Source organism: Methylobacterium sp. Leaf94, from assembly GCF_001426045.1.
GTDB lineage: Bacteria > Pseudomonadota > Alphaproteobacteria > Rhizobiales > Beijerinckiaceae > Methylobacterium.
On the sequence record NZ_LMRM01000021.1, the window covers coordinates 15,293 to 38,954 of the forward strand.

Annotated in this window: 27 protein-coding genes and 2 pseudogenes; 13 read left to right on the top strand and 16 right to left on the bottom strand. The window is 72.2% G+C overall.

From position 1 onward, the window contains the following. Positions 1 to 72: 72 nt before the first annotated feature. Together ASG63_RS12615 and ASG63_RS12620 are read left to right on the top strand one after the other, a co-directional pair. Positions 73 to 1,302 (top strand): acyl-CoA dehydrogenase, encoded by a 1,230-nt coding sequence (locus ASG63_RS12615; protein ID WP_056216610.1) that lies wholly within the window; start codon positions 73 to 75, stop codon positions 1,300 to 1,302. Between the two features lie 103 nt (positions 1,303 to 1,405). After that, positions 1,406 to 2,059 (top strand): TetR/AcrR family transcriptional regulator, encoded by a 654-nt coding sequence (locus ASG63_RS12620; protein WP_156389826.1) that lies wholly within the window; start codon positions 1,406 to 1,408, stop codon positions 2,057 to 2,059. A 7-nt stretch (positions 2,060 to 2,066) separates the two neighbouring features. Here ASG63_RS12620 and ASG63_RS12625 read toward each other — a convergent pair whose 3' ends face one another. From ASG63_RS12625 to ASG63_RS12635, 4 genes are all read right to left on the bottom strand, one after another. Continuing rightward, the gene (locus ASG63_RS12625; RefSeq protein WP_056216614.1) at positions 2,067 to 3,260 is read right to left on the bottom strand and encodes an MFS transporter; all 1,194 of its coding nucleotides are present in this window, start codon (positions 3,258 to 3,260) and stop codon (positions 2,067 to 2,069) included. Positions 3,261 to 3,329: 69 nt separating this feature from the next. After that, the gene (locus tag ASG63_RS12630) at positions 3,330 to 3,542 is read right to left on the bottom strand and encodes a hypothetical protein (RefSeq protein WP_056216616.1); all 213 of its coding nucleotides are present in this window, start codon (positions 3,540 to 3,542) and stop codon (positions 3,330 to 3,332) included. Then, on the bottom strand, positions 3,542 to 3,673 hold the full coding sequence (locus tag ASG63_RS26820) for a hypothetical protein (RefSeq protein ID WP_274533606.1): 132 nt from the start codon (positions 3,671 to 3,673) through the stop codon (positions 3,542 to 3,544). The genes ASG63_RS12630 and ASG63_RS26820 overlap by 1 nt, the downstream gene beginning before the upstream one ends. Positions 3,674 to 3,800: 127 nt before the next feature. After that, positions 3,801 to 4,190 carry a hypothetical protein gene (locus ASG63_RS12635; protein ID WP_056216618.1) on the bottom strand — a complete coding sequence of 130 codons (390 nt, stop codon included), beginning with the start codon at positions 4,188 to 4,190 and terminating at the stop codon, positions 3,801 to 3,803. 104 nt (positions 4,191 to 4,294) lie between these two features. On the opposite strand from ASG63_RS12635, the gene ASG63_RS12640 reads away from it, so the two are divergent. Continuing rightward, positions 4,295 to 5,389, top strand: coding sequence for a UV damage endonuclease UvsE (locus tag ASG63_RS12640; protein ID WP_056216620.1), 1,095 nt, complete (start codon positions 4,295 to 4,297; stop codon positions 5,387 to 5,389). 39 nt (positions 5,390 to 5,428) lie between these two features. Here ASG63_RS12640 and otnC read toward each other — a convergent pair whose 3' ends face one another. Together otnC and ASG63_RS12650 are read right to left on the bottom strand one after the other, a co-directional pair. Continuing rightward, positions 5,429 to 6,100, bottom strand: a complete 672-nt coding sequence (otnC, locus tag ASG63_RS12645; protein WP_056216622.1) for a 3-oxo-tetronate 4-phosphate decarboxylase — start codon at positions 6,098 to 6,100, stop codon at positions 5,429 to 5,431. Between the two features lie 35 nt (positions 6,101 to 6,135). Then, positions 6,136 to 7,164, bottom strand: a complete 1,029-nt coding sequence (locus ASG63_RS12650; protein ID WP_056216625.1) for a LacI family DNA-binding transcriptional regulator — start codon at positions 7,162 to 7,164, stop codon at positions 6,136 to 6,138. 187 nt (positions 7,165 to 7,351) lie between these two features. On the opposite strand from ASG63_RS12650, the gene ASG63_RS12655 reads away from it, so the two are divergent. The 5 genes from ASG63_RS12655 (at position 7,352) to denD (ending at position 12,802) form a co-directional block, all read left to right on the top strand. Continuing rightward, positions 7,352 to 8,668, top strand: coding sequence for an MFS transporter (locus ASG63_RS12655; protein WP_056216628.1), 1,317 nt, complete (start codon positions 7,352 to 7,354; stop codon positions 8,666 to 8,668). A gap of 144 nt (positions 8,669 to 8,812) precedes the next feature. After that, positions 8,813 to 9,730, top strand: a complete 918-nt coding sequence (gene ltnD, locus ASG63_RS12660; RefSeq protein ID WP_056216630.1) for an L-threonate dehydrogenase — start codon at positions 8,813 to 8,815, stop codon at positions 9,728 to 9,730. Between the two features lie 14 nt (positions 9,731 to 9,744). Next, complete coding sequence (gene otnI, locus ASG63_RS12665) at positions 9,745 to 10,542, top strand: 2-oxo-tetronate isomerase (protein ID WP_056216632.1); 798 nt, start codon at positions 9,745 to 9,747, stop codon at positions 10,540 to 10,542. Further along, positions 10,539 to 11,825, top strand: coding sequence for a 3-oxo-tetronate kinase (otnK, locus tag ASG63_RS12670; protein ID WP_056216634.1), 1,287 nt, complete (start codon positions 10,539 to 10,541; stop codon positions 11,823 to 11,825). The genes otnI and otnK overlap by 4 nt, the downstream gene beginning before the upstream one ends. Positions 11,826 to 11,842: 17 nt before the next feature. Beyond that, entirely contained in the window at positions 11,843 to 12,802 is a 960-nt protein-coding gene (denD, locus tag ASG63_RS12675) for a D-erythronate dehydrogenase (RefSeq protein WP_056216636.1), read from the top strand. Positions 12,803 to 12,895: 93 nt separating this feature from the next. Here the strand turns inward: denD and ASG63_RS12680 are convergent, their stop codons facing one another. Genes ASG63_RS12680 through mdcA form a run of 8 tightly spaced genes read right to left on the bottom strand, consistent with a single transcriptional unit; the run spans position 12,896 to position 20,041 of the window. Then, positions 12,896 to 13,900 (bottom strand): aldo/keto reductase, encoded by a 1,005-nt coding sequence (locus tag ASG63_RS12680; RefSeq protein WP_056216659.1) that lies wholly within the window; start codon positions 13,898 to 13,900, stop codon positions 12,896 to 12,898. Positions 13,901 to 13,927: 27 nt separating this feature from the next. Beyond that, positions 13,928 to 14,851, bottom strand: coding sequence for an acyltransferase domain-containing protein (locus ASG63_RS12685; protein WP_056216638.1), 924 nt, complete (start codon positions 14,849 to 14,851; stop codon positions 13,928 to 13,930). Positions 14,852 to 14,864: 13 nt separating this feature from the next. Then, complete coding sequence (gene mdcB, locus ASG63_RS12690; RefSeq protein ID WP_056216661.1) at positions 14,865 to 15,737, bottom strand: triphosphoribosyl-dephospho-CoA synthase MdcB; 873 nt, start codon at positions 15,735 to 15,737, stop codon at positions 14,865 to 14,867. A 9-nt stretch (positions 15,738 to 15,746) separates the two neighbouring features. Further along, the gene (gene mdcG / locus ASG63_RS12695; protein WP_056216640.1) at positions 15,747 to 16,403 is read right to left on the bottom strand and encodes a malonate decarboxylase holo-[acyl-carrier-protein] synthase; all 657 of its coding nucleotides are present in this window, start codon (positions 16,401 to 16,403) and stop codon (positions 15,747 to 15,749) included. Continuing rightward, positions 16,396 to 17,136 carry a biotin-independent malonate decarboxylase subunit gamma gene (gene mdcE / locus ASG63_RS12700; RefSeq protein WP_056216643.1) on the bottom strand — a complete coding sequence of 247 codons (741 nt, stop codon included), beginning with the start codon at positions 17,134 to 17,136 and terminating at the stop codon, positions 16,396 to 16,398. Before mdcE ends, mdcG begins: the two co-directional genes overlap by 8 nt. A 1-nt stretch (position 17,137) precedes the next feature. Beyond that, complete coding sequence (locus ASG63_RS12705) at positions 17,138 to 18,070, bottom strand: biotin-independent malonate decarboxylase subunit beta (protein WP_056216646.1); 933 nt, start codon at positions 18,068 to 18,070, stop codon at positions 17,138 to 17,140. Next, positions 18,070 to 18,381 carry a malonate decarboxylase acyl carrier protein gene (mdcC, locus tag ASG63_RS12710; protein WP_056216648.1) on the bottom strand — a complete coding sequence of 104 codons (312 nt, stop codon included), beginning with the start codon at positions 18,379 to 18,381 and terminating at the stop codon, positions 18,070 to 18,072. The genes ASG63_RS12705 and mdcC overlap by 1 nt, the downstream gene beginning before the upstream one ends. Positions 18,382 to 18,394: 13 nt before the next feature. Beyond that, entirely contained in the window at positions 18,395 to 20,041 is a 1,647-nt protein-coding gene (gene mdcA / locus ASG63_RS12715; RefSeq protein ID WP_056216650.1) for a malonate decarboxylase subunit alpha, read from the bottom strand. A gap of 229 nt (positions 20,042 to 20,270) precedes the next feature. Between mdcA and madL the strand changes: the two are divergent. From madL to ASG63_RS12735, 4 genes and pseudogenes are all read left to right on the top strand, one after another. Continuing rightward, positions 20,271 to 20,566, top strand: a pseudogene (gene madL / locus ASG63_RS12720) (malonate transporter subunit MadL); the annotation flags it as partial. Between the two features lie 16 nt (positions 20,567 to 20,582). Beyond that, positions 20,583 to 21,342, top strand: a pseudogene (gene madM, locus ASG63_RS12725) (malonate transporter subunit MadM). 68 nt (positions 21,343 to 21,410) lie between these two features. Beyond that, positions 21,411 to 22,079: a GntR family transcriptional regulator gene (locus ASG63_RS12730; protein ID WP_407067268.1), complete on the top strand. Its 669-nt coding sequence runs from the start codon at positions 21,411 to 21,413 to the stop codon at positions 22,077 to 22,079. Between the two features lie 198 nt (positions 22,080 to 22,277). After that, a complete protein-coding gene (locus ASG63_RS12735) occupies positions 22,278 to 22,544 on the top strand; it encodes a hypothetical protein (protein ID WP_056216654.1) in 267 nt (88 codons plus the stop codon). A 96-nt stretch (positions 22,545 to 22,640) separates the two neighbouring features. Here ASG63_RS12735 and ASG63_RS26825 read toward each other — a convergent pair whose 3' ends face one another. After that, positions 22,641 to 22,775 (bottom strand): hypothetical protein, encoded by a 135-nt coding sequence (locus tag ASG63_RS26825; protein ID WP_274534735.1) that lies wholly within the window; start codon positions 22,773 to 22,775, stop codon positions 22,641 to 22,643. A 175-nt stretch (positions 22,776 to 22,950) separates the two neighbouring features. Further along, entirely contained in the window at positions 22,951 to 23,202 is a 252-nt protein-coding gene (locus tag ASG63_RS25800; RefSeq protein ID WP_162239154.1) for a hypothetical protein, read from the bottom strand. Here ASG63_RS25800 and ASG63_RS25805 point away from each other — a divergent pair, their 5' ends adjacent. Further along, complete coding sequence (locus ASG63_RS25805) at positions 23,203 to 23,367, top strand: hypothetical protein (protein ID WP_162239155.1); 165 nt, start codon at positions 23,203 to 23,205, stop codon at positions 23,365 to 23,367. Positions 23,368 to 23,662: the final 295 nt, after the last annotated feature.

Here is a 23,662-nt window from a genome sequence, read left to right on the forward strand (position 1 = left end):
CGGGCCGGACAGGTGGCCTCTCCGACGGAGCCTGTTAGGGTCGCGAAAACACAGAAACCCGAGGAACCGCCCATGAACGCCCCGACGCGCCCGCCCGGCTCCGCCGCGCCCACCGCCCCCGCCTCGGCGAGCTTTGCCTGGGACGATCCCTTCCTCCTCGACGACCAGCTCAGCGACGACGAGCGCGCCATCCACGAGGCCGCCCGGGCCTTCGCGCAGGAGGAGCTCCTGCCCGGCATCGTCGAGGCCTACGCGCAGGAGACCAGCAACCCGGAGCTGTTCCGGAGGATGGGCGAGCGCGGGCTCCTCGGCGTCACCCTGCCGGAGGCCTATGGCGGCGCCGGCGCGACTTACGTCGCCTACGGCCTCGTGGCCCGTGCCGTCGAGGCGGTGGATTCCGGCTACCGCTCGATGATGAGCGTGCAATCCTCCCTCGTGATGTACCCGATCCACGCCTACGGCTCGGAGGCGCAGCGCCAGAAATTCCTGCCCAAGCTCGCCTCGGGGGCGTGGATCGGCTGCTTCGGCCTGACCGAGCCCGATGCCGGCTCGGACCCGGCCGGCATGACGACGAAGGCCGTGAAGACCGACGGGGGCTACCGCCTGTCGGGGGCCAAGACGTGGATCTCGAACGCGCCCTTCGCCGACGTCTTCGTGGTCTGGGCCAAGTCCGAGGCGCATGAGGGCGCGATCCGAGGCTTCATCCTGGAGAAGGGCATGCCGGGTCTCTCCGCGCCCACCCTGAAGGGCAAGCTGTCGTTGCGCGCCTCCACCACGGGCGAGATCGTGATGGAGGACGTCGAGGTCGGCGAGGACGCGCTCCTGCCCAACGTCTCGGGCCTGAAGGGGCCGTTCGGTTGCCTGAACCGGGCCCGCTACGGCATCGCCTGGGGCGCCATGGGGGCGGCGGAGGATTGCTGGCACCGGGCCCGGTCCTACACCCTGGAGCGCAAGCAGTTCGGCCGACCGCTGGCCCAGACCCAGCTCGTGCAGAAGAAGCTCGCCGACATGCAGACCGAGATCGCCCTCGGGTTCCAGGCCGCCCTGCGCGTCGGGCGCCTGTTCGACGCGGGCCGGATGGCGCCCGAGATGATCTCGCTGATCAAGCGCAACAACTGCGGCAAGGCGCTCGACATCGCCCGGGTCGCCCGGGACATGCACGGCGGCAACGGCATCATGGGCGAGTACCACGTGATGCGTCACGCCCAGAACCTCGAGACGGTGAACACCTATGAGGGCACGCACGACGTCCATGCGCTGATCCTCGGCCGGGCGCAGACGGGCCTGCAGGCGTTCTTCTGACGGAGCGGGTCGGGACGCCGCGGGTCCACATCCGCATCAAGCCGCGTCCCTGGTCTTCCCCGGAGAGGACTGGCATCGTTTCCCGGGGGGAGGACACCGCGCCGTGGCTCAGAGGGACGTGATGCCGTCGCCACCCCGGCGCCTCGGTCGCCCGCCGCGCGGGACCGAGGGCGACGTGCTGCTGCGCGTCCTCGACGCCGCCCGGGTCGTGTTCCTCACCGAGGGCTTCGAGGCGGCGAGCATCGATGCCATCGCGGGCTCGGCCGGCCTCTCGAAGAAGACGATCTACGCGCGCTTCGCCTCGAAGGTCGATCTGTTCGAGGCCGTGTGCGTGCGGTTCATCGAGGAGAACGTGCCCTCCATCGAGAAGGTGGCGGCGGAAGCCGGATCGGTGGAGGAGCGCCTCCACCGCATCGCCCTGGCGATCCTCGAGACCGTGGTGACGCCGGACTGCATCGCGTTCCGGCGGGTGATGGTGGCCGAGGCCGGACGCTTCCCGGAATTCGCCCGGGCCCTCCACGATTTCGGACTGGCGCGGGTGGTGCCCCTGGTGGAGCGCTGCCTGGAGGACGGCGTACGCTCCGGTGCGATCGCGGTGGACGATGTCCGGCACGCGGCCGATGCCTTCCTGGGCCTGACCATCCGGGGTTTCGTCGACCGGACGGAGCTGGGCCTGGAGCGGCCGGGCATGACCCACGTCAAACGCGCGACGCTGAAGCGCTCGCTCGACTTCTTCCTGCGGGCGTGCCGGCCCTGACCCGGGTTCAGACGGCCTGCGGGGCGGGGCGCCGGAGGCCGGCCGCCAGGGGCAGCGCGCCCGCGCAGAGCGCCGCCATGCTCCAGAACGCATCCGCCCCGAACCGCCCGTAGAGCCACCCGGACAGGCCGGTCAGGACGGTGTTCGCGAGCCCGAGGCCGAGGGTCGCGTAGAGGGTCTGGGCTGTGGCGGCGCCACGGGCGGGTACGAGGTCGGCGAGGAGGCGCATGTTGGCCAGGTGCAGCAGCGCGAAGGTGAAGCCGTGCAGGGCCTGGCCGATCGCCAGCATCGGCACCGCCACCGTGGTCGCCAGGATCGCCCAGCGCAGGATCCCGGCGCCGGCCGCCAGCATCGCCGCCCCGGCGGTGCCGAGGCGCTCCAGCAGCCAGGAGCCGCACAGGACGAACACAACGACCTCCGAGAGCACGGCCAGGGACCAGAGCAGGCTGACGGTGCCGGGGCCGAGGCCCGCCGCCCGCCAGCGGATCACCGCGAAGGCCTCGTGCAGGGCGTGGCTGCCGATGACGAGGGCCGCCACCAGGAGCACCCGCCGGAAGAGCGGCACCGCGAGCAGGGCGCGCAGGGTGGTGCGGGTGGGCGCTTCCGGAGCCGGGGAGCTCGGGTGTCCGGTCCGCGGGGCCGCGGGCACCCCGCGGACGGCGAGGGCGGTGAGCAGGAACAGCAGCCCGCTCGAGACCAGGATGCTGGGCAGGCCGGCCCAGGCGACGGCCTGCCCGGACACCAGGGTCGCCAGGATGAAGGCGGCCGAACCGGCGCCTCGGACCCACCCATACGCGAAGGTCCTCTCCCGCTCCATCGCCGCGAGGGTGAGGGCATCGGCCAGGGGCGCGAGGGCCGCGAGGGCGAGGGCCTGCGCAAGGCCCAGGACGAGGAGCGCGGGGAAGCCGTGCCCCAGGAGGGTGGCGAAGGCCAGGAGCCCGGCGGCGGCGGCTCCGGCGGCGAGGACAGCCCGGGTGGCGTCGAGGCGATCCGCGATCCGCCCCGCCACCGGTCCGGCCACGAGGCGCATCAGCGTCCCGCCTGCGAGCACGATGCCGATCTCGGAGGCGTCGAGCCCGCGGTCGCCGAGGAAGCTCGGCAGGAACGGCGAGACCATCCCGTAGGCGGCGTAGAGGCTGCCCTGCAGGAAGACGAAGGCCGGGAAGGCGCCGAGGCCGGACCGGGCAGGGGGAGCGTGCATCCGTCCAGCCTCCCTTACCCACTCCGGGTCTCGGACGCCGCGTCCGGTTCCTCAGGGTGCCTTGATCCCTCAGGGTGCCTTGGCGGGCGGGAAGGCGGTGCCGGGGCAGTTGGCGGCCAGTCCCGTCTCGCCGATGCTGTCGGGCGCGCAGGCGGGGATGGCCGGACGTCCGCCATTCTCGATGCGCGCCTCCTGCAGGCGATCGTACTTCCAGAACCCGAGGCCGATCACCACCAGGATGGCGAGGAGGGCGGCGCCCGCCAGGGGCAACCAGCGCGGCATCAGCGGGCGCTCGCGCCGGCTTCCGGCACCGGCTGGGTGTGGGCGGTGTCGCCGTGCTTGACGAAGGTGAACAGGATCACCCCCGCCAGGAGAGCGACGGCGGCGATGAAGACGGGGAACAGGCGACGCATCGGGAGGAGACCACTTTGGTAGGACGACCCGTCGGAATCGCGCCGGCGGGTGTGGGTAACGCGCGGGCCGGGCCCGGGGTCGCAGGGCAGGGCATCACAAATTCGGCGAAGCGCGGCGGGGCGCCCGTCAGGCCAGGGTCGCGACCCGCTGGCCGGCCTCGCCGTAGCCGAGCCGCGCCCCCTCGCGGTTGACGATCCCGAAGCGCAGGGTCGCCTCCTCGAGATAGTCGATGGCCGCCACGAGGGCGCTTCGCGCCGGCTCCACGGCCTCGGGCTCGTCGTCGGGCGGCGTCTCGGCGAAGTTGACGGCGGCGATGAGCACCCGGTCGCGCTCGTCCTCGATCCGGCGGTCGCGCTCGACGCGGCCCCGGATATCGGCGTCGAAGGCCGCCACCACGGCGAAGGGGAAGTCGTCGCGGCGCGATCCCCGCGGATAGGCCAGGGTCAGGCGACGGGCGAGGTCGGCCGCACGCCGGACCTGATCCGCGAGCTTGGCCTCAGTAAACTTGCCGTCCATGGGACTCTCCGGCGCCGACGGGGCCGTCGGCGCGGGGGCAACGCACCGCATCCGGTCCCCGGTTCCGGCCGTGCACCAATGCCGCTCCGCCGCGTTATCGCCCCATGACCGATCCAGCCTCGACCGATTCCGCACCCCGCCTCGGCTTCTGCTGCAAGTTCATCCTCGAGCCACCGTCCGAGCCCTTCAAGACCCTGAAGGCCGCCCGCGAGGCGACCCTGCAGATGAACCTCACCCACGCCACCATGGCGCACCTGAAGACCCTGGCGCCCACCGCGCGCCGGGACAAGCTGGAGGGCCTCGTGCGCCACAACCTCGGTGCCCTGGAGCGGCAGGTGGCCTGGGTCGCCGCCCGGCCCGCGATCGAGCGCCTGCTGCGGATCGCCAGCAACGTCCTGCCCGGCTACACCCACGCGGTGGCGCGGGACCTCTATGCCGAGCCCGAGATGCGCCGCCTCGTCCAGGACGGCCTCGCCCGGATCGGCGCGATCGCCCGGGCCGGTTTGGTGCGCCTGAGCTTCCATCCCGGCCCGTTCTGCGTCATCGCCTCGCAGAACCCGGCGGCCCAGCGCAACGGCATCGAGGAGCTGGAGCATCATGCCGAACTCATGGCGATGCTCGGCTACGGCCAGGGCTGGCATCCGCACGGGGCCCACATCAACATCCATGTCGGTGCCCGCGACCCCGGCATCGCAGGGTTTCGCGCCAGCCTGCCCAAGCTCTCGCAGACGGCGCGCGATCTCCTCACCGTCGAGAACGACGAGAATTTCTTCGGATTGGACACGGTGCTGGAGCTGGCCGACGTCGTGCCGGTGGTGCTCGACCTGCACCACCACTGGGTCGAGAGCCGGGGTGCGTACATCGAGCCCGACGATCCCCGCGTCGCCCGGGTGCGCGAGTCCTGGCGGGGCGTGCGCCCCGTGGCCCATATCAGCGTCTCGCGCGAAGCCCTGCTGGAGGGGCATACGCCCGACACCCTGCCGGACTTCGCCGCCCTGACCGAGGCCGGTCACAACTGGCGCGATCTGGCCGCCCATTCCGACATGATGTGGAACCGGGCCGTGAACGCCCTGGTGGCCCGCCACATGGCCTGGGCGGATTTCGAGATCGAGGCCAAGTCCAAGAACATCGCCTCGGCCGGCATCGCCGCCGAGATCGCCGCGACCCTGCCCACGGCGCAGATCGAGGTGGCGGCCTGATGGGGCCTCGGCCGCGCAGCGCGCGTTTCAGCGCGCCGCTCAGTGCCCGTGGTCGTGCCCGTCGGGCTCCGGCAGGGTCAGGCCGAAATGGCTGACGAGGTCCTGCACCTGCCCCGGCGAGAGGTGGCGCGGGTTGAGGTTGCGCAGGAGCAGGTAGAGCTTGGCCGTCTCTTCCAGCTCCTCGGTCGCGAAGACCGCGTTCTCCAGGGTGGAGCCGGCCACCACCGGGCCGTGATTGGCCAGCAGCACCGAGGCGTAGCGGCCGGCCAACCCCCGGATCGCGTCCGCCACCGCCGGGTCGCCGGGCCGGTAATACGGCACCAGGGCCGTGGCCCCGGCCCGCATCAGGTAATACGGCGTCAGCGGCGGCAGTACCGCCTTGGGGTCGATCTCGGGCAGCATCGACACCGCCACCGCATGGGTCGAGTGCAGATGGACGATGGCGCGCGCCTCCGTGCGGCTGTCGTAGAGCGCCGCATGGAGCGGGATCTCCTTGGTGGGCGCGTGGCCCGAGACCAGGGCGCCCTTCGCGTCCAGGCGTGAGATCGTGTCTGGGTCGAGGAAGCCCAGCGACGCGTTGGTCGGCGTCACCAGCCAGCCGCCGTCGTCCAGGCGCAGGGAGATGTTGCCCGACGAGCCCGGCGTCAGGCCGCGCTCGAACAGCGAGCGGCCGAACCGGCAGATCTGCTCGCGAAGCTTCGATTCGCTCATGAAATCCCTTCAGGTCACCGGAGGAGGGGGCGATCTCAGGCGGTGGCGCCCGCGATCAGTTCGTAGCCGAGATCGACGGTCTCGGCCGGGCCGTCGGCGGCGAGGCGCTCGGCGGCGGCGGCGCCGATCTCCAGGCGCGGCGTGCGGATGGTGGTCAGCGGCTGCGGCAGGGCGGCGGCGATGTCGAGGGCGTTGAAGCCGAACAGGGCGAGGCGTCCCGGCACCGCGATCCCGTCCGCGAGACAGTGGAAGTAGCCGCCCAGCGCCATGTCGTCGTTGGAGAAGTAGACCGCATCGAGGTCGGGCCGGCGGCCGACCAGCCGCGCCAGGGCCTCCCGCCCGGCAGCGGCCGAAGAGGGTCCGGACGCGATCTCGCGCTCCGCCAGGGGGCAGCCCGCCTCCCGAAGGGTTTCGCAGAACCCCGCGAGCCGCTTGGCGGCGCGGAGATCCTGCGTGATGTCGTGGCCGACAAAGCCGATGCGGCGGTAGCCCCGTGCCAGCAGGTGCCGGGCGCTGTCGCAGCCCACCGCCCGGTTGGAGAATCCCACTACGATGTCGAGGCCGGCCCCGTCGGTGTCGATCATCTCGACGATGCGAATGCCGCTCGCCCGCAGGCGGGCGAGCGCGCCGGGCGTGTGTTCCAGGCCGGTGACGATGAGGCCGGCGGGACGCCAGGAGAGGAGGGCGCCGATCAGCGCCTCCTCCCGCTCCGGGTCGTAGTCGGAGACCCCGATCACGCTCTGGAAGCCGCCGCGGTCGAGGACCGCCGTGGCGCCCCGCAGGAGGTCCGGGAACACGATGTTGGTGAGCGACGGGATCACAATCCCCACGAGCTTGGCCCCCGCCGTGGAACCGGAGCCCGCCAGCATGCCGGCCAGCCGGTTCGGCACGTAGCCGAGACGCGCCACCGCCTCCGCGACCCGGTCCTGCGTGCGCTTCGAGAACGAGCCCTGGTTGCGCAGGACGCGCGAGACCGTGCTCTCGCCGACTCCGGCTTCGCGGGCCACGTCGGACAGGGTCACGAGCCGGCGCTCCGGCTCGTGCAGGGACCTCTGGACGTTCATCGTCGACCTTCATCTCCGGTCCCGGGCTGCACAGCCCATAGCAAGCTTAGTTGGCCGCAACAATGAGATTGGCAGCGCTGCCATCATCTGTTACGCAAGATGCAAACGCTGCCACAACGAGTAGTGCCGCAACAAGATGGTGCAACGCCAGAACGGCGACGTGCAACGCGCGCCGGCAGGAGGAAACATGAGCGTTCAGGCCGCAACCGCGCGGGGCGTTGATGCGCCCGCGGCGGATTTCGTCGAACAGACCTATCACAAAGTGTTCTGGCGGCTCGTGCCGTTCCTGATGCTCTGCTACGTGGTCGCCTATCTCGACCGCGTGAACGTCGGCTTCGCCAAGCTGCAGATGTCCCAGGAGCTGGGCTTCAGCGAGACCGTCTACGGCCTCGGCGCCGGCCTGTTCTTCATCGGCTACTTCCTGTTCGAGGTGCCCTCGAACGTGATCCTGCACCGGGTCGGCGCCCGGGTCTGGATCGCCCGCATCATGATCACCTGGGGCATCATCTCCGCCGGGTTCATGTTCGTGAACTCGGCCACCTCGTTCTACATCATGCGCTTCCTGCTCGGCCTGGCCGAGGCGGGCTTCTACCCGGGCGTGATCCTCTACACCACGACCTGGTTCCCGGCCCATCGCCGCGCCCGCGTGATCGCCGTGTTCATGTCGGCGATTCCCGTCTCGGGCATCTTCGGCAACCCGCTCTCCGGATGGATCATGGACGCCTTCAACGGCACCTACGGCCTGTCGGGCTGGCAGTGGATGTTCCTGATCGAGGCGGTGCCGGCGGTGCTGGTGGGTCTCGCGGTGTTCTTCTACCTCGACAACCGCCCCTCCGAAGCCAAGTGGCTCACCGCCGCCGAGAAGCAGGTCATCGAGCGCGACATCGCCGCCGACGGCGCCGGCAAGGAGCAGAGCCCCCACTCCATCGCCACCGTGTTCCGCAACGGGCGGATCTGGTTCATGAGCCTGATCTACTTCGCCTTCGTCACCGGCCAGTACGGACTGACCTTCTGGATGCCCACCATCGTCAAGGCGTCCGGCATCCAGGGCAACCTGAACATTGGCCTCGTCAGCGCGATCCCGTTCCTGTTCGCGGTCTTCGTGATGATCCTGCTCGGCCGCAGCGCCGACCGGATGCGCGAGCGCCGCTGGCACCTCATCATCCCGGCCCTCTGCGGCGCGGTGGGCTTCGTGGTCGCCGCCAGCACGGGGAGCACCGTCGTGGCCATCGCGGCGCTCGCCGTGGCCGCCGGCGGCGTGCTCACCTGCGCACCCCTGTTCTGGTCCCTGCCCACCGCCTTCCTCAGCGGCGCGGGGGCGGCCGCCGGAATCGCGCTGATCAACTCGGTGTGCAACCTCGCGGGCTTTGCCAGCCCCTACGTCATCGGCGCCCTGCGCGATTCCACGGGCAGCACCGCCGCCGGCATGTACGCGCTGGCCGGCATGCTGGTGATCGGCGCGGTCTGCGTGTTCGTCACCCCGAAGCAGGTGGTCAACCGCTGAGACGGCTGCGCCGACGGCCGGCGGCTCCGAAGCCCGCACCGTCATCCCGGGGCGCCGCAGGCGAGCCCGGGATGACGGGATGGGTCGCAGCACCGTCGTTTCGATTTGCCCGCTCCGATCCCTCCCTCCCATGAACAGGTCCCCATGAGCATCAACACCCAGACCCAGCGGGCCGCCGTGATCGGCCTCGGCTCCATGGGCGCCGGCATGGCCGGTTCGCTCCTCCGGGCCGGCTTCGCCGTCGCGGCCTGCGACGTGGACGCGGACGCCGTCGCGCGCTTCGCCGCGACCGGCGGGCAGGCGGCGGCGAACCCCGCGGCGGCGGCGGAGGGCGCCGATGTCGTGGTCTGCGTCGTGGTCAACGCCGCCCAGACCGAGGCCGTGCTGTTCGGGCCCGGCGGCGCTGCAGAGACCATGCGGGCGGGCGCGGTGTTCGTCTCCTCGGCCACCATGGACCCGGCCGTCGCCCGGCGCCTCGCGGCCCGCCTGGAGGAGACCGGCCGCCACTACCTCGACGCGCCGATGAGCGGCGGCGCCGTCCGCGCGGCCGAGGGCGAACTCACCTTCCTGGCCTCCGGCACGAAGGCGGCCTTCGACGCGGCCCGCCCAGCCCTTCACGCCATGGCCGGCAAGCTCTACGAGCTCGGCGACGCGGCCGGGCAGGGTGCCGCCTTCAAGATGATCAACCAGTTGCTTGCCGGCGTGCACATCGCCGCCGCCAGCGAGGCCATGAGCTTTGCCGCCAAGCAGGGCTTGGATCTCCGCAAGGTCTACGAGGTCATCACGGCGTCGGCCGGCAATTCCTGGATGTTCGAGAACCGCATGCCGCACGTCCTCGACGGCGACTACAGCCCGAGAAGCGCGGTCGACATCTTCGTCAAGGATCTGGGCATCGTGCAGGACATGGCGCGGGCGGAGACATACCCCGTGCCGGTGGCCGCCGCCGCGCTGCAGATGTTCCTGATGGCGTCCGGCTCCGGCATGGGCCGGGACGACGACGCCTCGGTGGCCCGCCTCTACGCCCAGGTGGCCGGCGTCGCCCTGCCGTCGCCCAAGGCCTGAAGGGAGAAGAGCCGATGCCGCGTTTTGCCGCCAATCTCACGCTGATGTTCACGGAGCGGCCGTTCCTCGACCGCTTCGCCGCCGCCGCGGAGGCGGGCTTCACCGCCGTGGAGTTCCTCTTCCCCTACGATCATCCGCCCGAGGCCATCGCCGAGCGCCTGGCGCGGTTCGGGCTGACCCAGGCCCTGTTCAACCTGCCGCCGGGCGACTGGGCGGCGGGCGAGCGCGGCCTCGCCGCCCTGCCGGACCGGTTCGCCGAGCTGCAGGCGGGCGCCGAGACCGGCCTGACCTACGCCAAGGCCACGGGCGTCGCCCGGCTCCACCTCATGGCCGGCATGGCGGATGCGCGCGATCCGGCGGCGCAGGACGCCTATCGCCGGGCCGTGGCCTGGACCGCCGAGCGCGTCGGCCGCGAAGGCCTCGACCTCGTGCTGGAGCCGATCAACGCCCGCAACATGCCGGGCTACTTCCTCAACGACTTCGACATAACCGCCGACCTCATCCGCGACCTGGGCCTGCCGAACCTGAAGCTGCAGTTCGACCTCTACCACTGCCAGATCCTGCACGGGGACGTGACCACCCGCCTGCGCGACCTGATGCCGATGGTCGGGCACGTCCAGACCGCCAGCGTCCCCGCCCGGAACGAGCCCGGCACCGGCGAGATGAACGACGCCTTCCTCTTCGCCGAACTGGACTACCTCGGCTACGCGGGTTTCGTCGGCTGCGAGTACAACCCGGCCGGCGGCACCGGGGAGGGCCTGGGCTGGTTCGAGCCCTACCGCGCCTCGCAGGTCCGGGAGGGCACCCGATGAGCCTCGCCCTCGGATCGGTGGCCGACGACTATACCGGCGCCTCGGACCTCGCCAACACGCTCAGCAAGGGGGGCCTGCGCACGGTGCAGACCATCGGCATCCCCGCCGACGACCTCGATCTGTCCGGTGTCGAGGCCGTGGTGGTGGCCCTGAAGAGCCGCTCCATCCCGGCCGCGGAAGCCGTGGCGCGCACCCGCGCGGCCGAGGCCTGGCTGCGCGGACGGGGCGCCGCCCACGTCCTGTTCAAGATCTGCTCGACCTTCGATTCCACCGACGCGGGCAATATCGGACCCGTCCTGGACGCCCTGCGGAGCGAGGCGGGCGAGGCCATCGCCCTCGTCACCCCCGCCTTCCCGGAAACGGGGCGCACCGTCTACCAGGGCAACCTGTTCGTCGGCGCGGTGCCGCTGAACGAGAGCCCGCTCAAGGACCATCCCCTCAACCCGATGCGGGACGCCAACCTCGTGCGGGTGCTGGGCCGCCAGAGCGCGTCGCCCGTGGGTCTGGTGGATTTCGCCACCGTGGCGAAGGGGCCGGACGCCGTCGCCGCGTGCCTCGACGCGCTCGCTGCCGAGGGGATCGGCGCGGCCATCGCGGATGCGGTGGTGGAGGCCGACCTCGAGACCCTGGGCACGGCGGCGCTCGGCCACCGGGTGTCGGTGGGCGCCTCGGGCCTCGGCCTCGGCCTCGCCCGGGCCCTGGTCGCGACCGGGCGTGCCGCCGCGCCGGACAGCGCGGCGGATCTCGGCGCGCCCGTGGGGGGGCTCTCCGCCTGCCTCGCCGGCAGTTGCTCACAGGCGACCCTCGGCCAGATCGCGGCGGCCGAGGCCATGATGCCGGTGCGCCGCCTCGACCCCGAGCGGATGCTCGTCGGAGAGGCCGAGACCGAGGCCGAGATCGCGGCCGTCCTGGCCTGGGCCGGCGAGCACGTCGGCGCCGGCCCCGTCCTCATCGCCAGCAGCGCCGAGCCCGAGACCGTGCGGGCCCTCCAGGCGCGCCACGGCGGCGACCGGGTCGGCCACGCCCTCGAGGACGCGCTGGCCCGCATCGCGGAAGGCCTGGTGGCGCACTGCGTGCGCCGCCTCGTGGTGGCGGGCGGCGAGACGTCGGGGGCGGTCGTGGACCGGCTCGGGCTGAAGGCCTTCCGCCTCGGGCCCGAGATCGCCGCCGGGGTGCCGGTGCTGCGCACGATGGGGCAGGGTGAGCCCATGCTGCTCGCCCTCAAATCCGGCAATTTCGGCGGCCGCGACTTCTTCTCCCGCGCCCTCGACCTGATGCGCTGAGCCTGAAAGGACGACCCATGCACGCACTGATCCTCGGCGCCGCCGGCATGATCGGCCGGCGCCTGACCGACGCCCTCGCCACGCAGGGCGATGCCCGCGCCCTCACCCTGGTCGACGTGGTGGAGCCGACCGCCCCGGCGGGCTTCACCGGCTCCGTCGTCACGGCTGCCGCCGACCTCTCCGTGCCCGGCGCGGCGGAGGCCGCCATCGCGGGCCGACCGGACGTGATCTTCCACCTCGCGGCGATCGTCTCGGGCGAGGCGGAGGCCGATCTGGAGAAGGGCTACCGGGTCAATCTCGACGCCACCCGGCTGCTCCTCGAGGCCATCCGGCAGGCCCATGTCGCCGAGGGCTATCGTCCCCGCGTGGTCTTCACCTCGTCGCTGGCCGTGTTCGGGCCGCCGCTCCCGGGCGTGATCCCGGACGACATGATCCTGACGCCGGCCACCTCCTACGGCACCCAGAAGGCGATGGGCGAACTGCTGCTCGCCGACTACAGCCGGCGCGGCTTCCTCGACGGCATCGGCCTGCGCCTGCCCACCATCTGCGTGCGGCCGGGCAAGCCGAACAAGGCGGCGTCCGGGTTCTTCTCCGGGATCATCCGCGAGCCGCTGGCCGGCAGGCAAGCGATCCTGCCGGTGCCCGATACCGTGCGCCACTGGTTCGCCAGCCCGCTTTCGGCCACGCAATACCTCCTGCATGCCGCCCGCATCGACCGCGCGCCCCTCGGCCTGCGCCGCAGCCTGACCATGCCGGGAATCTCGGCGACGGTGGCCGACGAGATCGAGGCCCTGCGCCGCGTGGGCGGGGACAGAGCGGTGGCGCTGATCCGGCGCGAACCGAATCCGGCCATCCAGGCCATCGTGGAGACTTGGCCGGAGGCCTTCGACACGCGCCGCGCCCTGGACCTGGGCTTCGAGGGCGATGCCAGCTTCGATGCCCTGGTGGCGCTGCATCTGGCCGAGACGCAGGGCTGAGCGAACGACGCCCTTTCGGCGACGACGCGTGTCCCGATCCCTTGCGGGGGAGGGACACGCGAGCGGACTCGGGGGGATCCCTGCGGAACGCCCTCAGCCCCGCACGCGGCCCTCGATCGGGTAGGCCGGGTCGTTGTAGCCCGGCGTCGAGGAGTGGCCGGTGACGACGTGGGCGTCGACGAGGGCCTCGTCCTCGTCCGTGAAGGTGTAGCCCAGCGCGCCCAGATACGCGTCCCACTGCGCCTCCGTGCGCGGCCCGGCGATGACCGAGGTGACGGTGCGGTTGGCCAGCACCCAGTTCACCGCGAACTGCCCCGCCGTCAGGCCCCGCGCGGCCGCATGGTCCTGAAAAATCCGGGCGATCACCAGGGATTCCGGGCGCCACTCCGTCTGCATCATGCGGGTGTCCTGGCGCCCCGCGCGGGTGCCCTCGGGGGGCGGGGCATCGGGATCGTATTTGGCGGTGAGCACGCCGCGGGCCAGCGGCGAGTACGGCACCACGCCGAGGCCGTAATGGGCGCAGGCCGGCAGGTGCTCGGTCTCGGGCATCCGGTTCAGGGCGTTGTAGTAAGGCTGGCTGACCACGGGCCGGTCGATACCGAGGTCGTCGCACAGGCGGCAGATCTCGGCGACCCGCCAGGCCCGGTAGTTGGAGACGCCGAAGTAACGGATCTTGCCCTGGCGCACGAGGAGCGCGATGGCGCCGATGGTCTCGGCGAGCGGCGTCGTGTGGTCCTCCTTGTGGAGGTAGTAGACGTCGATCACGTCGGTGCCGAGCCGCTTCAGGCTGGCCTCGGCGGCGCGCAGCACGTGGGCGCGCGACAAGCCCCGGTCGTTGGGGCCCGGTCCCATCGGGTTGGCGACCTTGGTGGCGAGCACCCAGGCCTCGCGGTCCCGGCGAAGCGCCCGGCCCACCACCTCCTCGGACCGGCCCTCGTTGTAGACGTCGGCGGTGTCGAGGAAGTTGATGCCGGCGCCCCGGGCGCTGTCGATGATGCGGCCGGCGGTGGCCTCGTCGGTGGGGCCGCCGAACATCATGGTGCCGAGGCAGAGCGGCGAGACCTTGAGGCCCGAGCGGCCGAGATTGCGGTACTGCATCGTGGCATTCCACTCCATCAGGGGCGCTCAGGCCCCGTCGCGTATCCATTGCACCACGCCGGCGGGCTGGCGAAAGTCCTCCAGCGCATGAACCCGCGCCTCGGGCAGGGCCGCGCGGGCCATGGTGGCGAGGGCGTGGCCGGGGCCGAGTTCGAGCACCCGGGTCGCGCCGAACTCACCGACGCCCTCCAGGCAGGCGGCCCAGTCCAGGGTCTGCGCCACCTGCGCGGCAAGCTTGGGCAGGCCCGCCTCCGGCCGGAACACCGCCGCTCCGTCGAGGCCGCTGAGGAGGCGCGGGGCCGGACGCGGCGGGGTCGCCAGGGGAGCCTGCGCCAGCCGCTCGGCGAAGCGCGCCGAGGCCTCGGCCAGGAGCGGCGTGTGCGAGGGAATGTGGACGGGCAGGCGAACGGCCCGGGCCGCGCCCGCCGCAAGGGCCTGGGCGCAGAGGGCGTCCAGCGCCGCGACGGGGCCGCCCACCACCACGCTGTCGGCAGCGTTGCGGATCGCCGGATGGCACCCCTGCGCCTCGGCCAGGGCGAAGGCCCGCGCGGCAGGCAGGCCGCGCAGGCCGGCGAGGCCGTAGCCGGGACCGGCCGCCGCATCCATCGCCTCGGCGCGGGCGGCGGCGAGGTGCAGCACCGTCTCGGGCGCGAACAGGCCGGCGCAGCCGAAGGCCGCGAGATCGCCGATGCTGTAGCCCACCACCACGACGCGGGCGGCCTGAGCCCTCCGCACCAGGGTCCAGGCGGCTAGGCCAGCCACGCAGCACAGGATCTGCCCGATCCGGTTGGCGTGCAGGTCCTTCCCTGAGCGCACGAGGTCGCGCGGATCCTGACCGAGCAGGGGGGCCGCGGCCGCGAAGACGCCCTGCGCCTCGGGCAGGGCGGCCGTGAGGTCGAACATCCCGGGATGCTGGCCGCCCTGGCCGGAGAGGAGGACCGCGAGGGTCATGGGCGATCGACGCTCATGGTCGCTCCCAGGCGTCGACGAACAGCGTCATGGCCAGCAGGTCGGCCGCTCCGCCGGGGCTGAGGCGGCGGGCGACGAAGGCGCGGTGCAGGTCTTCCGCGTGTGAGACCCAGTCGTCCCGGGCAATGCCGCCCTCGGCGAGGAAGCAGGCGGCTTCCGCCCGGGCGAAATCGAACCCCTCCGGGCCGCCACGATGCAGGAGGTTGGTGTCCTCGAGGGCCGCGACCAGGGCGAGGCAGGCCTCCACCCGCGCCGCCTCGGGCGACTCGGGACGGCGGGCACGGGCCCGGCGCAGGGCCGGCAGGCCGGTGCCGTAGAGGGTCGGGAAGCCGGCCGCGGCCTCGGCCGGCGCGCCCCCGACCCCGTGCCGCCGCCGCGCCCGCGCACCCGGCGCGTGCAGCAGTTCGGGGCCGTCCAGAATGGCACCGGCGTAGCGTGCGCGGACATGGGCGCCGAGGCTCCCGGCCGCCGGACGCCGCCCCAGGGCGCCGGCCGCCGCGCCGAGGAGGCCCAGGCCGAAGATGGCGCCCCGGTGGGTGTTCACGCCCCCCGTGGCCGCCCGCATCGCCGCCTCCGCCGCGAGGCCGATCCGGCGCAGATGCGCCATCCCGGCCCCGGCCGCGCCGGCCTCGGCCAGATCCGCGAAATAGGGCTCCAGGGCGGAGGCACTCGCCCGGAAGGTGCCCGCATCCATGTCGGCATGGCTGCCGCTGTCCACGTGGCTGACGAGGCCGGGCTTGGGATAGGTGGCGAGCTCCAGGCGCAGGCAGTGCGTGGCGAGGCGGGCGATTGCGTCCGGGCCGCCGACAGTCGCAGCGGGGACCCGGGTCTCCGACGGAGCCGCGGGCATCGGCGAGAGGGCACGCATCGGCATGGCTCAGGCCGCCGGCGTCAGGGCGGCGCGAAGGGCCGAAACGGGCCGGAGCTCCAGCCGCTCCAGGCCCTTGACCAGGACGGTGTCGCCGGGGCCGGCCGCCTGCAGCTCGCGCCAGCTTACGGCGAAGCCGTCGGCGACGCCGATCTCGCCGTCGAGGCGCATCGGCGCCTGTGCCGCGAGATCGGCGAGGCCGTCGAGGAAGGCCGGGCCGACGGGACCGGGCCAGAGCAGGTCGAGGTCGGAGGTGGCGGAAAGGTAGGGCAGACCCGTCAGGGCCTGCCAGAGCAGACCACCGAACACCCGGGGCACGCGACCATGGGCGGCCCCGTGCGCCAGGAGCGCGTCGAGGGCGGGCTGCCAGGCGGCGGGCGCGGCCGCCCGCGCCTCGGCCAGGGTCAGGCCGGGGCGCGGGCGCAAAGCCGCGGGCGGAAGCGTGAGGCCGATGCGGCGCTTGCCGAGGCAGGGCGGCAGCGGCAGCCCGGCCGGAACCAGGGTGCCATCCTCGCCGGGCCCGCGGCGGCGCACGATCACGGGCCAGCCGCACGCGGCCCAATCGGCGAGATGGGGAATCCCGTCGAGGTCCGGCCGCTGCGCCAGCAGCGGGCCCCAGGCGGCGGGCGCCACCGTGAGCAGGTCGTGGCGCGCGACATCACGCACCCGGCGCCTCGCGCAGCACCCGGTCCTGCGCCTCGCGCACCACCTGAGCGGCGATGTCGTGGGCGAGGGGGCGCCCGCCCCGTTCACGGCCCAGCGCGTCGCGGGTATCGGCCGCCGGGCTGTCCGCGATCAGCGCGGCGACCTGGAGGCCGAGGGGCTTGTCGGGGTCGAGGACCGCCTGCACGGCGCCGGTCTGGACCATGTTGTCGAGCCCCGGCGCGAAGACCGAGGTCGAGCGGGCCATGTCCTGCAGCGTCTCCAGGGGCAGCTTGGTGACGCGGGCCACGGAGGGGAGGTCCATCACGCTCGGATGGGCGCCGGGCAGGGCCGCGAGCACGCGGGTGGCGAGCGCCGTGGCGATGAAGGCCCCGGCCGCGCTGTGGCCGTAGAGCAGGCCGAGGGTCGGGTGCCCCTGCGCGTCGGCCAGCAGCAGCGCCTTGGCCAGATGGGCGAGGTACTCGTTGAGGCCGAGAAGCTCGTCGCGCCGGCTCATGCGCTGGCTGTCGGAATCGATCAGGACGAGGATGGGCGTGCCGCCGCCCGCCCGCACCACGTCGAGGACGCGCCCCGCCAGGAAGCAGGCGCCCTCGATGCCCAGCGCCGTGTCGCCGTCGATGCCGATCACGGCGAGGCGGCCGCCACCGAGGGGGCCATCGCCGGATATCAGGCCGTCCGCCACCGTGACGGCGTGGCCCGCCGAAAAGAGCGAGGCGAGGAGGGCGTCGAGGGGCATCTTATCGGGCATGGTGCGGCCCCTCCGGGAGGCGGGCGAGCAGGGCGTCGAAGCCCTCGGTGGTCAGGCCCGGCACGGCGGCGGGGTCGTTGACGCCGAGGCGCCCCCAGATCTCGGTGGCGTCCCGGGCGTCGCCGAAGCGGTCGAGGCGAGCCTCCAGCCGGGCCTGCTCGGCCTCGATCGTGGCGAGGTCGAAGGCCGGGGCCGCCGGGATCGCCGCCAGGGCGGCCCGCCGAAACGCCCCGATCGTGTCGTCCACGAAGGCGTCGGCGGCGCCGATGAGACGCCGGTGCTTTCCGCCCATGGTGCGCCACACCAGCGCCCGGTCGCGGGAATCGAACTCCTCCGCGCCCTTGTTGGTCTCGATCACCTCGGGGCCGGAGACGCTGAGGCGTCCCCCTTCGGAGATGATCAGGCGCGCGCAGGTGCCGGCGACGAGGCCGCCGCCGCCGTAGCAGCCGGCCCGCCCCCCGATCAGCCCGATGACCGGGATGCCGGCGGCCCGCGCGACCGTGATCGCCCGCATGATCTCCGCGATGGCGGTCTCGCCCGCATTGGCCTCCTGCAGGCGCACGCCCCCGGTGTCGAACAGGATCAGCAGAGCGGCAGGCTTCACGGCCAGCGCCGCCCGCAGCAGACCGATGAGCTTGGCGCCGTGGATCTCGCCGAAGGCGCCGCCCATGAAGCGGCCCTCCTGGGCGGCGACCAGCACGTCCTGTCCGTCGAGGCGGCCGCGCCCGACGATCATGCCGTCGTCGAAGGCGCGCGGCAGGTCGAACAGCGGCAGGTGCGGGCTCATCCTCCGCTGCTCGGGGCCGACGAACTCCTGGAACGTGTCCGTGTCGAGGAGGCCGGCGAGGCGGGCGCGGGCGCTGGCCTCGTACCAGCTCTGGTCGAGGGGCGAGGAAGAGAGGGAGACGGGCTTCCAGTCCATCACGGCATCTCCATCAGGCGGGCGCCCTGGGCGAGGCGCAGGGACACGGTGTCGGGGCGGGCGCCCCCGTCGTTGATGGTGATGGTGAGCCCGCCGGGCTGCCGGCGGGCCACGAAATCCGCGACCACGGCGGCCCAGACCTCCCCGTACCCGGCGATGGCGGTATCGATCTCGACGTGGCACGCGTCGGGGGCGAGGTTGCGCTCCAGCAGCACCTCGAGGTTGCCGGAGGCGACGACCCCGGTGATCGCGCTGGCCCGCGTGCCGGGGAGCGCCGTCCGGGTGGCGTGGCGGAAGCTCAGCTTCTCCATGACGCGAAAATCCTCACCAGTTCCGGAACTTGGCCGGCGGCTCGTAGAGGCCGCCCGACCAGTGCACGAGGTCCTTGATCGAGCGCGCGGCGAGCAGCGAGCGGTCGGCGTCCAGGGGCTCGATGCCGAGATCCTCGGGGCGCCGGATGATCCCCCTGGCGCGCAGGCGCTCCACCTCCGCGTGGTCGCGGCCCCGGCCCACCTCGGTGTAGCCGGCCACCCCGCGGATCGCCTGCTCCCGCTCGTCCGGGGTCCGGCACAGCAGCAGGTTGGCGATGCCCTCCTCGGTGACGATGTGGGTGACGTCGTCGGCGTAGACCATCACGGGGGCGAGCTCGAGCTTGAGCTTGCGCGCGAGTTCCAGGGCGTCGAGCCGCTCCACGAAGGCCGGGACCAGCTTGTCGCCGAAGGTCTCGACGAGCTGCACCACGAGCTTGCGCCCGCGCCGGAGCGCCGGGTCGCCCGTGCCGCCGGCCTCGCGGCCCGCCTTCATCCAGGTGTCGGAGGGGTGGCGCCGGCCGTGCGGATCCGAGCCCATGTTCGGGGCGCCGCCGAAGCCCGCCACCCGGTTGGTGGTCACGGTGGAGGAATGGCCGGCCAAGTCGATCTGCAGGGTCGAGCCGATGAAGAGGTCGCAGGCATAGAGGCCGGCCGTCTGGCAGAAGGCGCGATTGGACCGGAGTGAGCCGTCGGAGCCGGTGAAGAACACGTCCGGCCGGGCGCGGATGTACTTGTCCATGCCCACTTCGGAGCCGAAGCAGTGGATTTGGCTGACCCAGCCGGATTCAATGGCCGGGATCAGGCTCGGATGCGGGTTGAGCGCCCAGTGGGTGGCGATCCGGCCCTTCAGGCCGAGGCGCTCGGCATAGGTGGGCAGCAGCAGCTCGATCGCCGCGGTGCCGAAGCCGATGCCGTGGTTGAGGCGGCGGATGCCGTATTCCGCGTAGATCCCCTTGATCGCCATCATGGCCATCAGGATCTGCGTCTCGGTCACGGCGCCGGGGTCGCGGGTGAAGAGCGGCTCGACGTAGAACGGCCTGTCGGCCTCCACCACGAAGTCCACCCGGTCGCCGGGGATGTCGACGCGGGGCACCCGGTCGACAATCGCGTTCACCTGGGCCACCACCACGCCGTTCTTGAAGGCGGTCGCCTCCACCACGGTGGGCGTGTCCTCGGTGTTGGGGCCCGTATAGAGGTTGCCGTCCCGGTCGGCCGAGACGCCCGCGATCAGGGCCACGTTCGGTGTCAGGTCGATGAAGTAGCGCGCGAAGAGTTCGAGGTAGGTGTGCACCGCCCCGAGCTCGATCTGGCCGCCATACAGCATCTTGGCGATGCGGGCGCCCTGGGGACCGGAATAGGAATAATCGAGCCGCTTGGCGATGCCCTGCTCGAAGATGTCGAGATGCTCGGGCAGGACGATGCCCGACTGCACCATGTGCAGGTCGTGGACCCGGGCCGGATCGCAGGCGGACAGGCCGCGGGCGAGGCAATCAGCCTGCTTCTGGTTGTCGCCCTCCAGGCAGACCCGGTCGCCCGGCCGGAGGATCGCCTCGAGGAGGTCGACGACCCGGGCCGCCGGCACGACCTTGCCGTCCGCATGCGGCCGCGCCCTTTCGAGACGCGCCTCGCGGGCGGTGCGTTCCTGACGCCAATCCGTCATCCTGTCCGCCCCCTCGTCCCAGCCTGCGTATACGGCATTCCGCGATCGACACCCTACGACATGCCGAACCCGATTCATTCCCTCGATCAGTATTCCAAATTGCGAAACTGTCAATCAACGGTATACTGAGAGCAATTAAAAACGAATCGCCGAATACGCAGGAGGAACGCTCCATGCCCCGTGCATTCCGATCGCCGTCCCCCGTCACGACGACGCGGAGCCACGCCCGATGACCATCCTCGGCGTCGCGCTCCTGGCGCTCTGCACCCCGATCGGCGTGTTCCTCGGCGACCGGCTGGGCATCGCCCTCGGGGTCAAGGCCAATGTCGGCGGGGTCGGCCTCGCCATGATTCTGCTCATCGCCGCCCGGTCCTGGCTCCTCGCCCGGGGCAAGCTCGGCGGCGGCATCACGCTTGGGGGTCGAGTTCTGGTCGACCCTGTACATCCCGATCGTGGTGGCGATGGCCGCGCAGCAGAACGCGATGGCGGCCGTGCGCGGCGGGGCCCATCGTGCTCATCGCCGCCACGGTCCCATGACCCCATGCTGGCCATGATCGAGCACGTCTTCGTCGAGCAGGGCCTGGTGGCCGCCTTCGCGACGGTCGGCGCCCTGATGCCGGCCTCGAACCTCGCCAGCCGTTGGCTCACCGCCGGCCGGGTCCACGGCTCGGCCATCGCCATCGTCCTCGGGCTGGTGCTCGCCTATGTGCGGGCCTCTATACCGGTGGCAGGAAGGGCGTCGCCGACCGGCCGGCCTTCGACGGCATCGGCCTGATGGGCGGGGCGATGCTGCGCGACTTCGCCATCGTGGCCACCGCCTTCGAGGTCGACGTGCCGGAGGCCCGCCGCGCCGGGCTCCTCGGCGTCCTGGCCTTAGGCCTCGGCCCCGTGATCCCCTTCATCCTCGGCGCCCTGACGGCGGTGGCCTTCGGCTACACCGACGCCGTCGGCATCACGACGATCGGCGCGGGGGCCGTGCCCCACATCGTCGGGCCGGTGACGGGGGCGGCGCTCGGCGCGGACTCGGCCGTGATGGCGCTCTCCATCGCCACCGGCGTCACCAAGGCCGTGATGGTCATGGTCGCCCCCCCGTCGCCCAGCTCATCGGTCTCGACAATCCGCGCTCGGCCATGGCCTTCGGCGGCCTGATGGGCACGGTGAGCGGCGTCGCCGGGGGCTTGGCCGCCACCGACCCGAAGCGCGTGCCCTACGGCGCGCTGACGGCGACCTTCCACACCGGAATCGGCTGCCTCGTCGGTCCGTTGCTGTTCTACCTCACGGTTCGGGCCATCGTGGGATGACGGATGGGGTCTCGCGCGTCGCGGGCAGGGAGCGAACCGGGGGAGAGCGGATGATGGACGCGGGCACGATGGACGAGCCGGTGGCGGAGCGCGGACTCCTGTCGGACCAGATCCGCAACGCGCTCACCGACGAGATCGCGGCCGGGCACCTCGCCGCCGGCACCGCCCTCGACGAGCAGGATCTCGCCGACCGCTTCGGCGCCTCGCGTACGCCCGTCCGCGAGGCGCTCCGCCAACTCGCCTTCAACGGGCTGGTGGAGCTGCGCCCGCGCCGGGGGGTCGTGGTCACGCGCATGACGCCCGAGCGGATCATGGACATGTTCGAGACCACCGCCGAGTTCGAGGCGATGTGCGTGCGGCTCGCCACCTACCGGATGACGCCCCTGGAGCGGTCCCACCTGATGGACCTGCATGCGCGCTCCGGCGACATGGTCGCGGCCGGCGACGTCGACGCCTACGATGGCTTGAACCGCAGCTTCCACGAAGCCCTCTACGGCGCCACGCATAACGGCTTCCTCAAGGAGCAGGCGCTGGCCCTGCGCACCCGCCTCTCGGGCTTCCGCCGGACGCAGCTGCGCTACGGGGACCGCATCCAGGGCTCCCGCGCGGAGCACGGGGCCATCCTGGCGGCGATCGCCGAGGGCGACGGCGAGGCGGCCGCCCGGCGGATGCGCGCCCACATGCTCAATGCGGCCAGCGCCTTGCGTCATTACATCGACGCCCACTCCGACGTGTGATGCAACACACACATAGGCGAGACCACATCATCCGAGAGAAATGCGCCAAACGCATGCACTGGGTGTTGCAGCGCACGCCGTTCCAGAGGGGCGGGTCCTATATCAGGCTCATACCAACAAGAACGGCCCCCGGACATCTTGGACATGATCCTCGCATGTTTGACGGAGACCGGACCTGTACTGCTGGATACGACGACTATGAACACCCGTCTTGCTTCCGCCGCCGTCGCCCTGGTCCTGACCCTCGGCGCCCCCGTCACCTCCGCCCTCGCGCAGAGCTACAACGCCCCGGCTGGTATCCCCGCCGCCGCCGCGCCCGGCAGCCGCGTCGTCGGCGCCTTCGATGACGTGACCACCGGCTCGCTCCGCCGCCGCGCCGACGACTCAGCCAAGGCCGGCAATGCCGAGCAGAACAACAAGCCGACGGCCAATTACGGCACCACCTCGGGCGGCCCGGCCTACTGAGGCCACGCCCGAGGGACGGCGCGCCGGTCCGAGGCCGAGAACCACCCGAGCCGATGACGGCGGGGCGCAAGCCCCGCCATTTTTGTGCGTAGGGGGTCAGCGCGCGACGGAAGCGGTCAGCGTCATCCCGAACAGGATCGCGCCCCAGAAGAACCCGACCCCGGCGAACAGGCGCACCAGGGGCGGCTCGTGGCGGACCGCCATCGACACCCGGATGATGATCGCCGCCATGCACCGACCAACCCGAGCTCGACGAGCCAGACCTGTTCGAAGGGGCGCGTCGCACCGAGCGCGACGTTCACGGCAAGCAGCGACAGGAGCGCCAGGACGGTGCGCACCGGCGTGAGCAGGCCGTACCGGAGGAGGACGGGCCGAGGGTCCGGAAGGGCTTGCGCAGCGCCGCCTCCTACCGGTTGACCCGGTGGAGGGCCGCGAAGGCGACGATCCAGAACCTGAGATGCCCGGCCGCCGCCTGCACCGCCTCCGGATGGAGCAGGCGCAGGATCAGCGCCGTGCGGAACAGCCCGGCGAAGAGCAGCCGTTCCGTGAGCAGCCAGGCCCCCATGCCCAGCGTCGCGGCGCAGCGCTGCTGACCAAAGGTGGCGAAGGGCTCGGCGCGCGTCACGCCGACGGGTTCGGCGGCGGGGTTCGCGCTCACGTGTGGTGGCTCCCGGTCTCGGGGGCCTGGATCGGGCAGTCCTACGGGACCTTCGGCACCGGCGGAACCCCGGCGAAATTGTGCGGCGGAGGCGGGGAGGCGGCCTCCCATTCCAGCCCCTTGGCGTCCCAGGGTCTGAACGGCCGCGACCTGCGCCTGGCCTGATCGAGGCGGGAGAGGGGCGAGGCAGCACGCTGGCCGATCGGCCCACCCCGCTCTGTGACGGCTACGACGCCGTACGGGGCGTCTCCGCGCCCTTGATCGGGCGGATCCTGAGCCTCGCCGCCGCCGCAACGGTTCGGGAGATCAGTCTTGGGCGTCGTCCTGCCGCACCGATGCGGAAAGGGCGCGGCCGGCTTCGGAACGTCGAAAGCCCGCCCTGGATTTCACCGGGGCGGGCTTTTTGTTGAGTTTGGTTGCGGGGACAGGATTTGAACCTGTGACCTTCAGGTTATGAGCC

What these genes read in the sequence shown, in the direction of transcription:
- ASG63_RS26820 (WP_274533606.1), bottom strand. Translation starts at nt 3,673, where the DNA reads ATGCGTCGCCTGTTCCCCGTCTTCATCGCCGCCGTCGCTCTCCTGGCG.
- otnC (WP_056216622.1), bottom strand. Translation starts at nt 6,100, where the DNA reads ATGAGCGAATCGAAGCTTCGCGAGCAGATCTGCCGGTTCGGCCGCTCG.
- ASG63_RS12635 (WP_056216618.1), bottom strand. Translation starts at nt 4,190, where the DNA reads ATGGACGGCAAGTTTACTGAGGCCAAGCTCGCGGATCAGGTCCGGCGT.
- mdcB (WP_056216661.1), bottom strand. Translation starts at nt 15,737, where the DNA reads ATGCGTGCCCTCTCGCCGATGCCCGCGGCTCCGTCGGAGACCCGGGTC.
- mdcA (WP_056216650.1), bottom strand. Translation starts at nt 20,041, where the DNA reads ATGACGGATTGGCGTCAGGAACGCACCGCCCGCGAGGCGCGTCTCGAA.
- ASG63_RS12630 (WP_056216616.1), bottom strand. Translation starts at nt 3,542, where the DNA reads ATGCCGCGCTGGTTGCCCCTGGCGGGCGCCGCCCTCCTCGCCATCCTG.
- mdcC (WP_056216648.1), bottom strand. Translation starts at nt 18,381, where the DNA reads ATGGAGAAGCTGAGCTTCCGCCACGCCACCCGGACGGCGCTCCCCGGC.
- ASG63_RS12650 (WP_056216625.1), bottom strand. Translation starts at nt 7,164, where the DNA reads ATGAACGTCCAGAGGTCCCTGCACGAGCCGGAGCGCCGGCTCGTGACC.
- ASG63_RS12655 (WP_056216628.1), top strand. Translation starts at nt 7,352, where the DNA reads ATGAGCGTTCAGGCCGCAACCGCGCGGGGCGTTGATGCGCCCGCGGCG.
- ltnD (WP_056216630.1), top strand. Translation starts at nt 8,813, where the DNA reads ATGAGCATCAACACCCAGACCCAGCGGGCCGCCGTGATCGGCCTCGGC.
- ASG63_RS26825 (WP_274534735.1), bottom strand. Translation starts at nt 22,775, where the DNA reads ATGGCGGCGATCATCATCCGGGTGTCGATGGCGGTCCGCCACGAGCCG.
- ASG63_RS12615 (WP_056216610.1), top strand. Translation starts at nt 73, where the DNA reads ATGAACGCCCCGACGCGCCCGCCCGGCTCCGCCGCGCCCACCGCCCCC.
- ASG63_RS12685 (WP_056216638.1), bottom strand. Translation starts at nt 14,851, where the DNA reads ATGACCCTCGCGGTCCTCCTCTCCGGCCAGGGCGGCCAGCATCCCGGG.
- ASG63_RS12730 (WP_407067268.1), top strand. Translation starts at nt 21,411, where the DNA reads ATGGACGAGCCGGTGGCGGAGCGCGGACTCCTGTCGGACCAGATCCGC.
- ASG63_RS12680 (WP_056216659.1), bottom strand. Translation starts at nt 13,900, where the DNA reads ATGCAGTACCGCAATCTCGGCCGCTCGGGCCTCAAGGTCTCGCCGCTC.
- otnK (WP_056216634.1), top strand. Translation starts at nt 10,539, where the DNA reads ATGAGCCTCGCCCTCGGATCGGTGGCCGACGACTATACCGGCGCCTCG.
- denD (WP_056216636.1), top strand. Translation starts at nt 11,843, where the DNA reads ATGCACGCACTGATCCTCGGCGCCGCCGGCATGATCGGCCGGCGCCTG.
- ASG63_RS12640 (WP_056216620.1), top strand. Translation starts at nt 4,295, where the DNA reads ATGACCGATCCAGCCTCGACCGATTCCGCACCCCGCCTCGGCTTCTGC.
- ASG63_RS12625 (WP_056216614.1), bottom strand. Translation starts at nt 3,260, where the DNA reads ATGCACGCTCCCCCTGCCCGGTCCGGCCTCGGCGCCTTCCCGGCCTTC.
- ASG63_RS12705 (WP_056216646.1), bottom strand. Translation starts at nt 18,070, where the DNA reads ATGGACTGGAAGCCCGTCTCCCTCTCTTCCTCGCCCCTCGACCAGAGC.
- ASG63_RS12735 (WP_056216654.1), top strand. Translation starts at nt 22,278, where the DNA reads ATGAACACCCGTCTTGCTTCCGCCGCCGTCGCCCTGGTCCTGACCCTC.
- otnI (WP_056216632.1), top strand. Translation starts at nt 9,745, where the DNA reads ATGCCGCGTTTTGCCGCCAATCTCACGCTGATGTTCACGGAGCGGCCG.
- mdcE (WP_056216643.1), bottom strand. Translation starts at nt 17,136, where the DNA reads ATGCCCCTCGACGCCCTCCTCGCCTCGCTCTTTTCGGCGGGCCACGCC.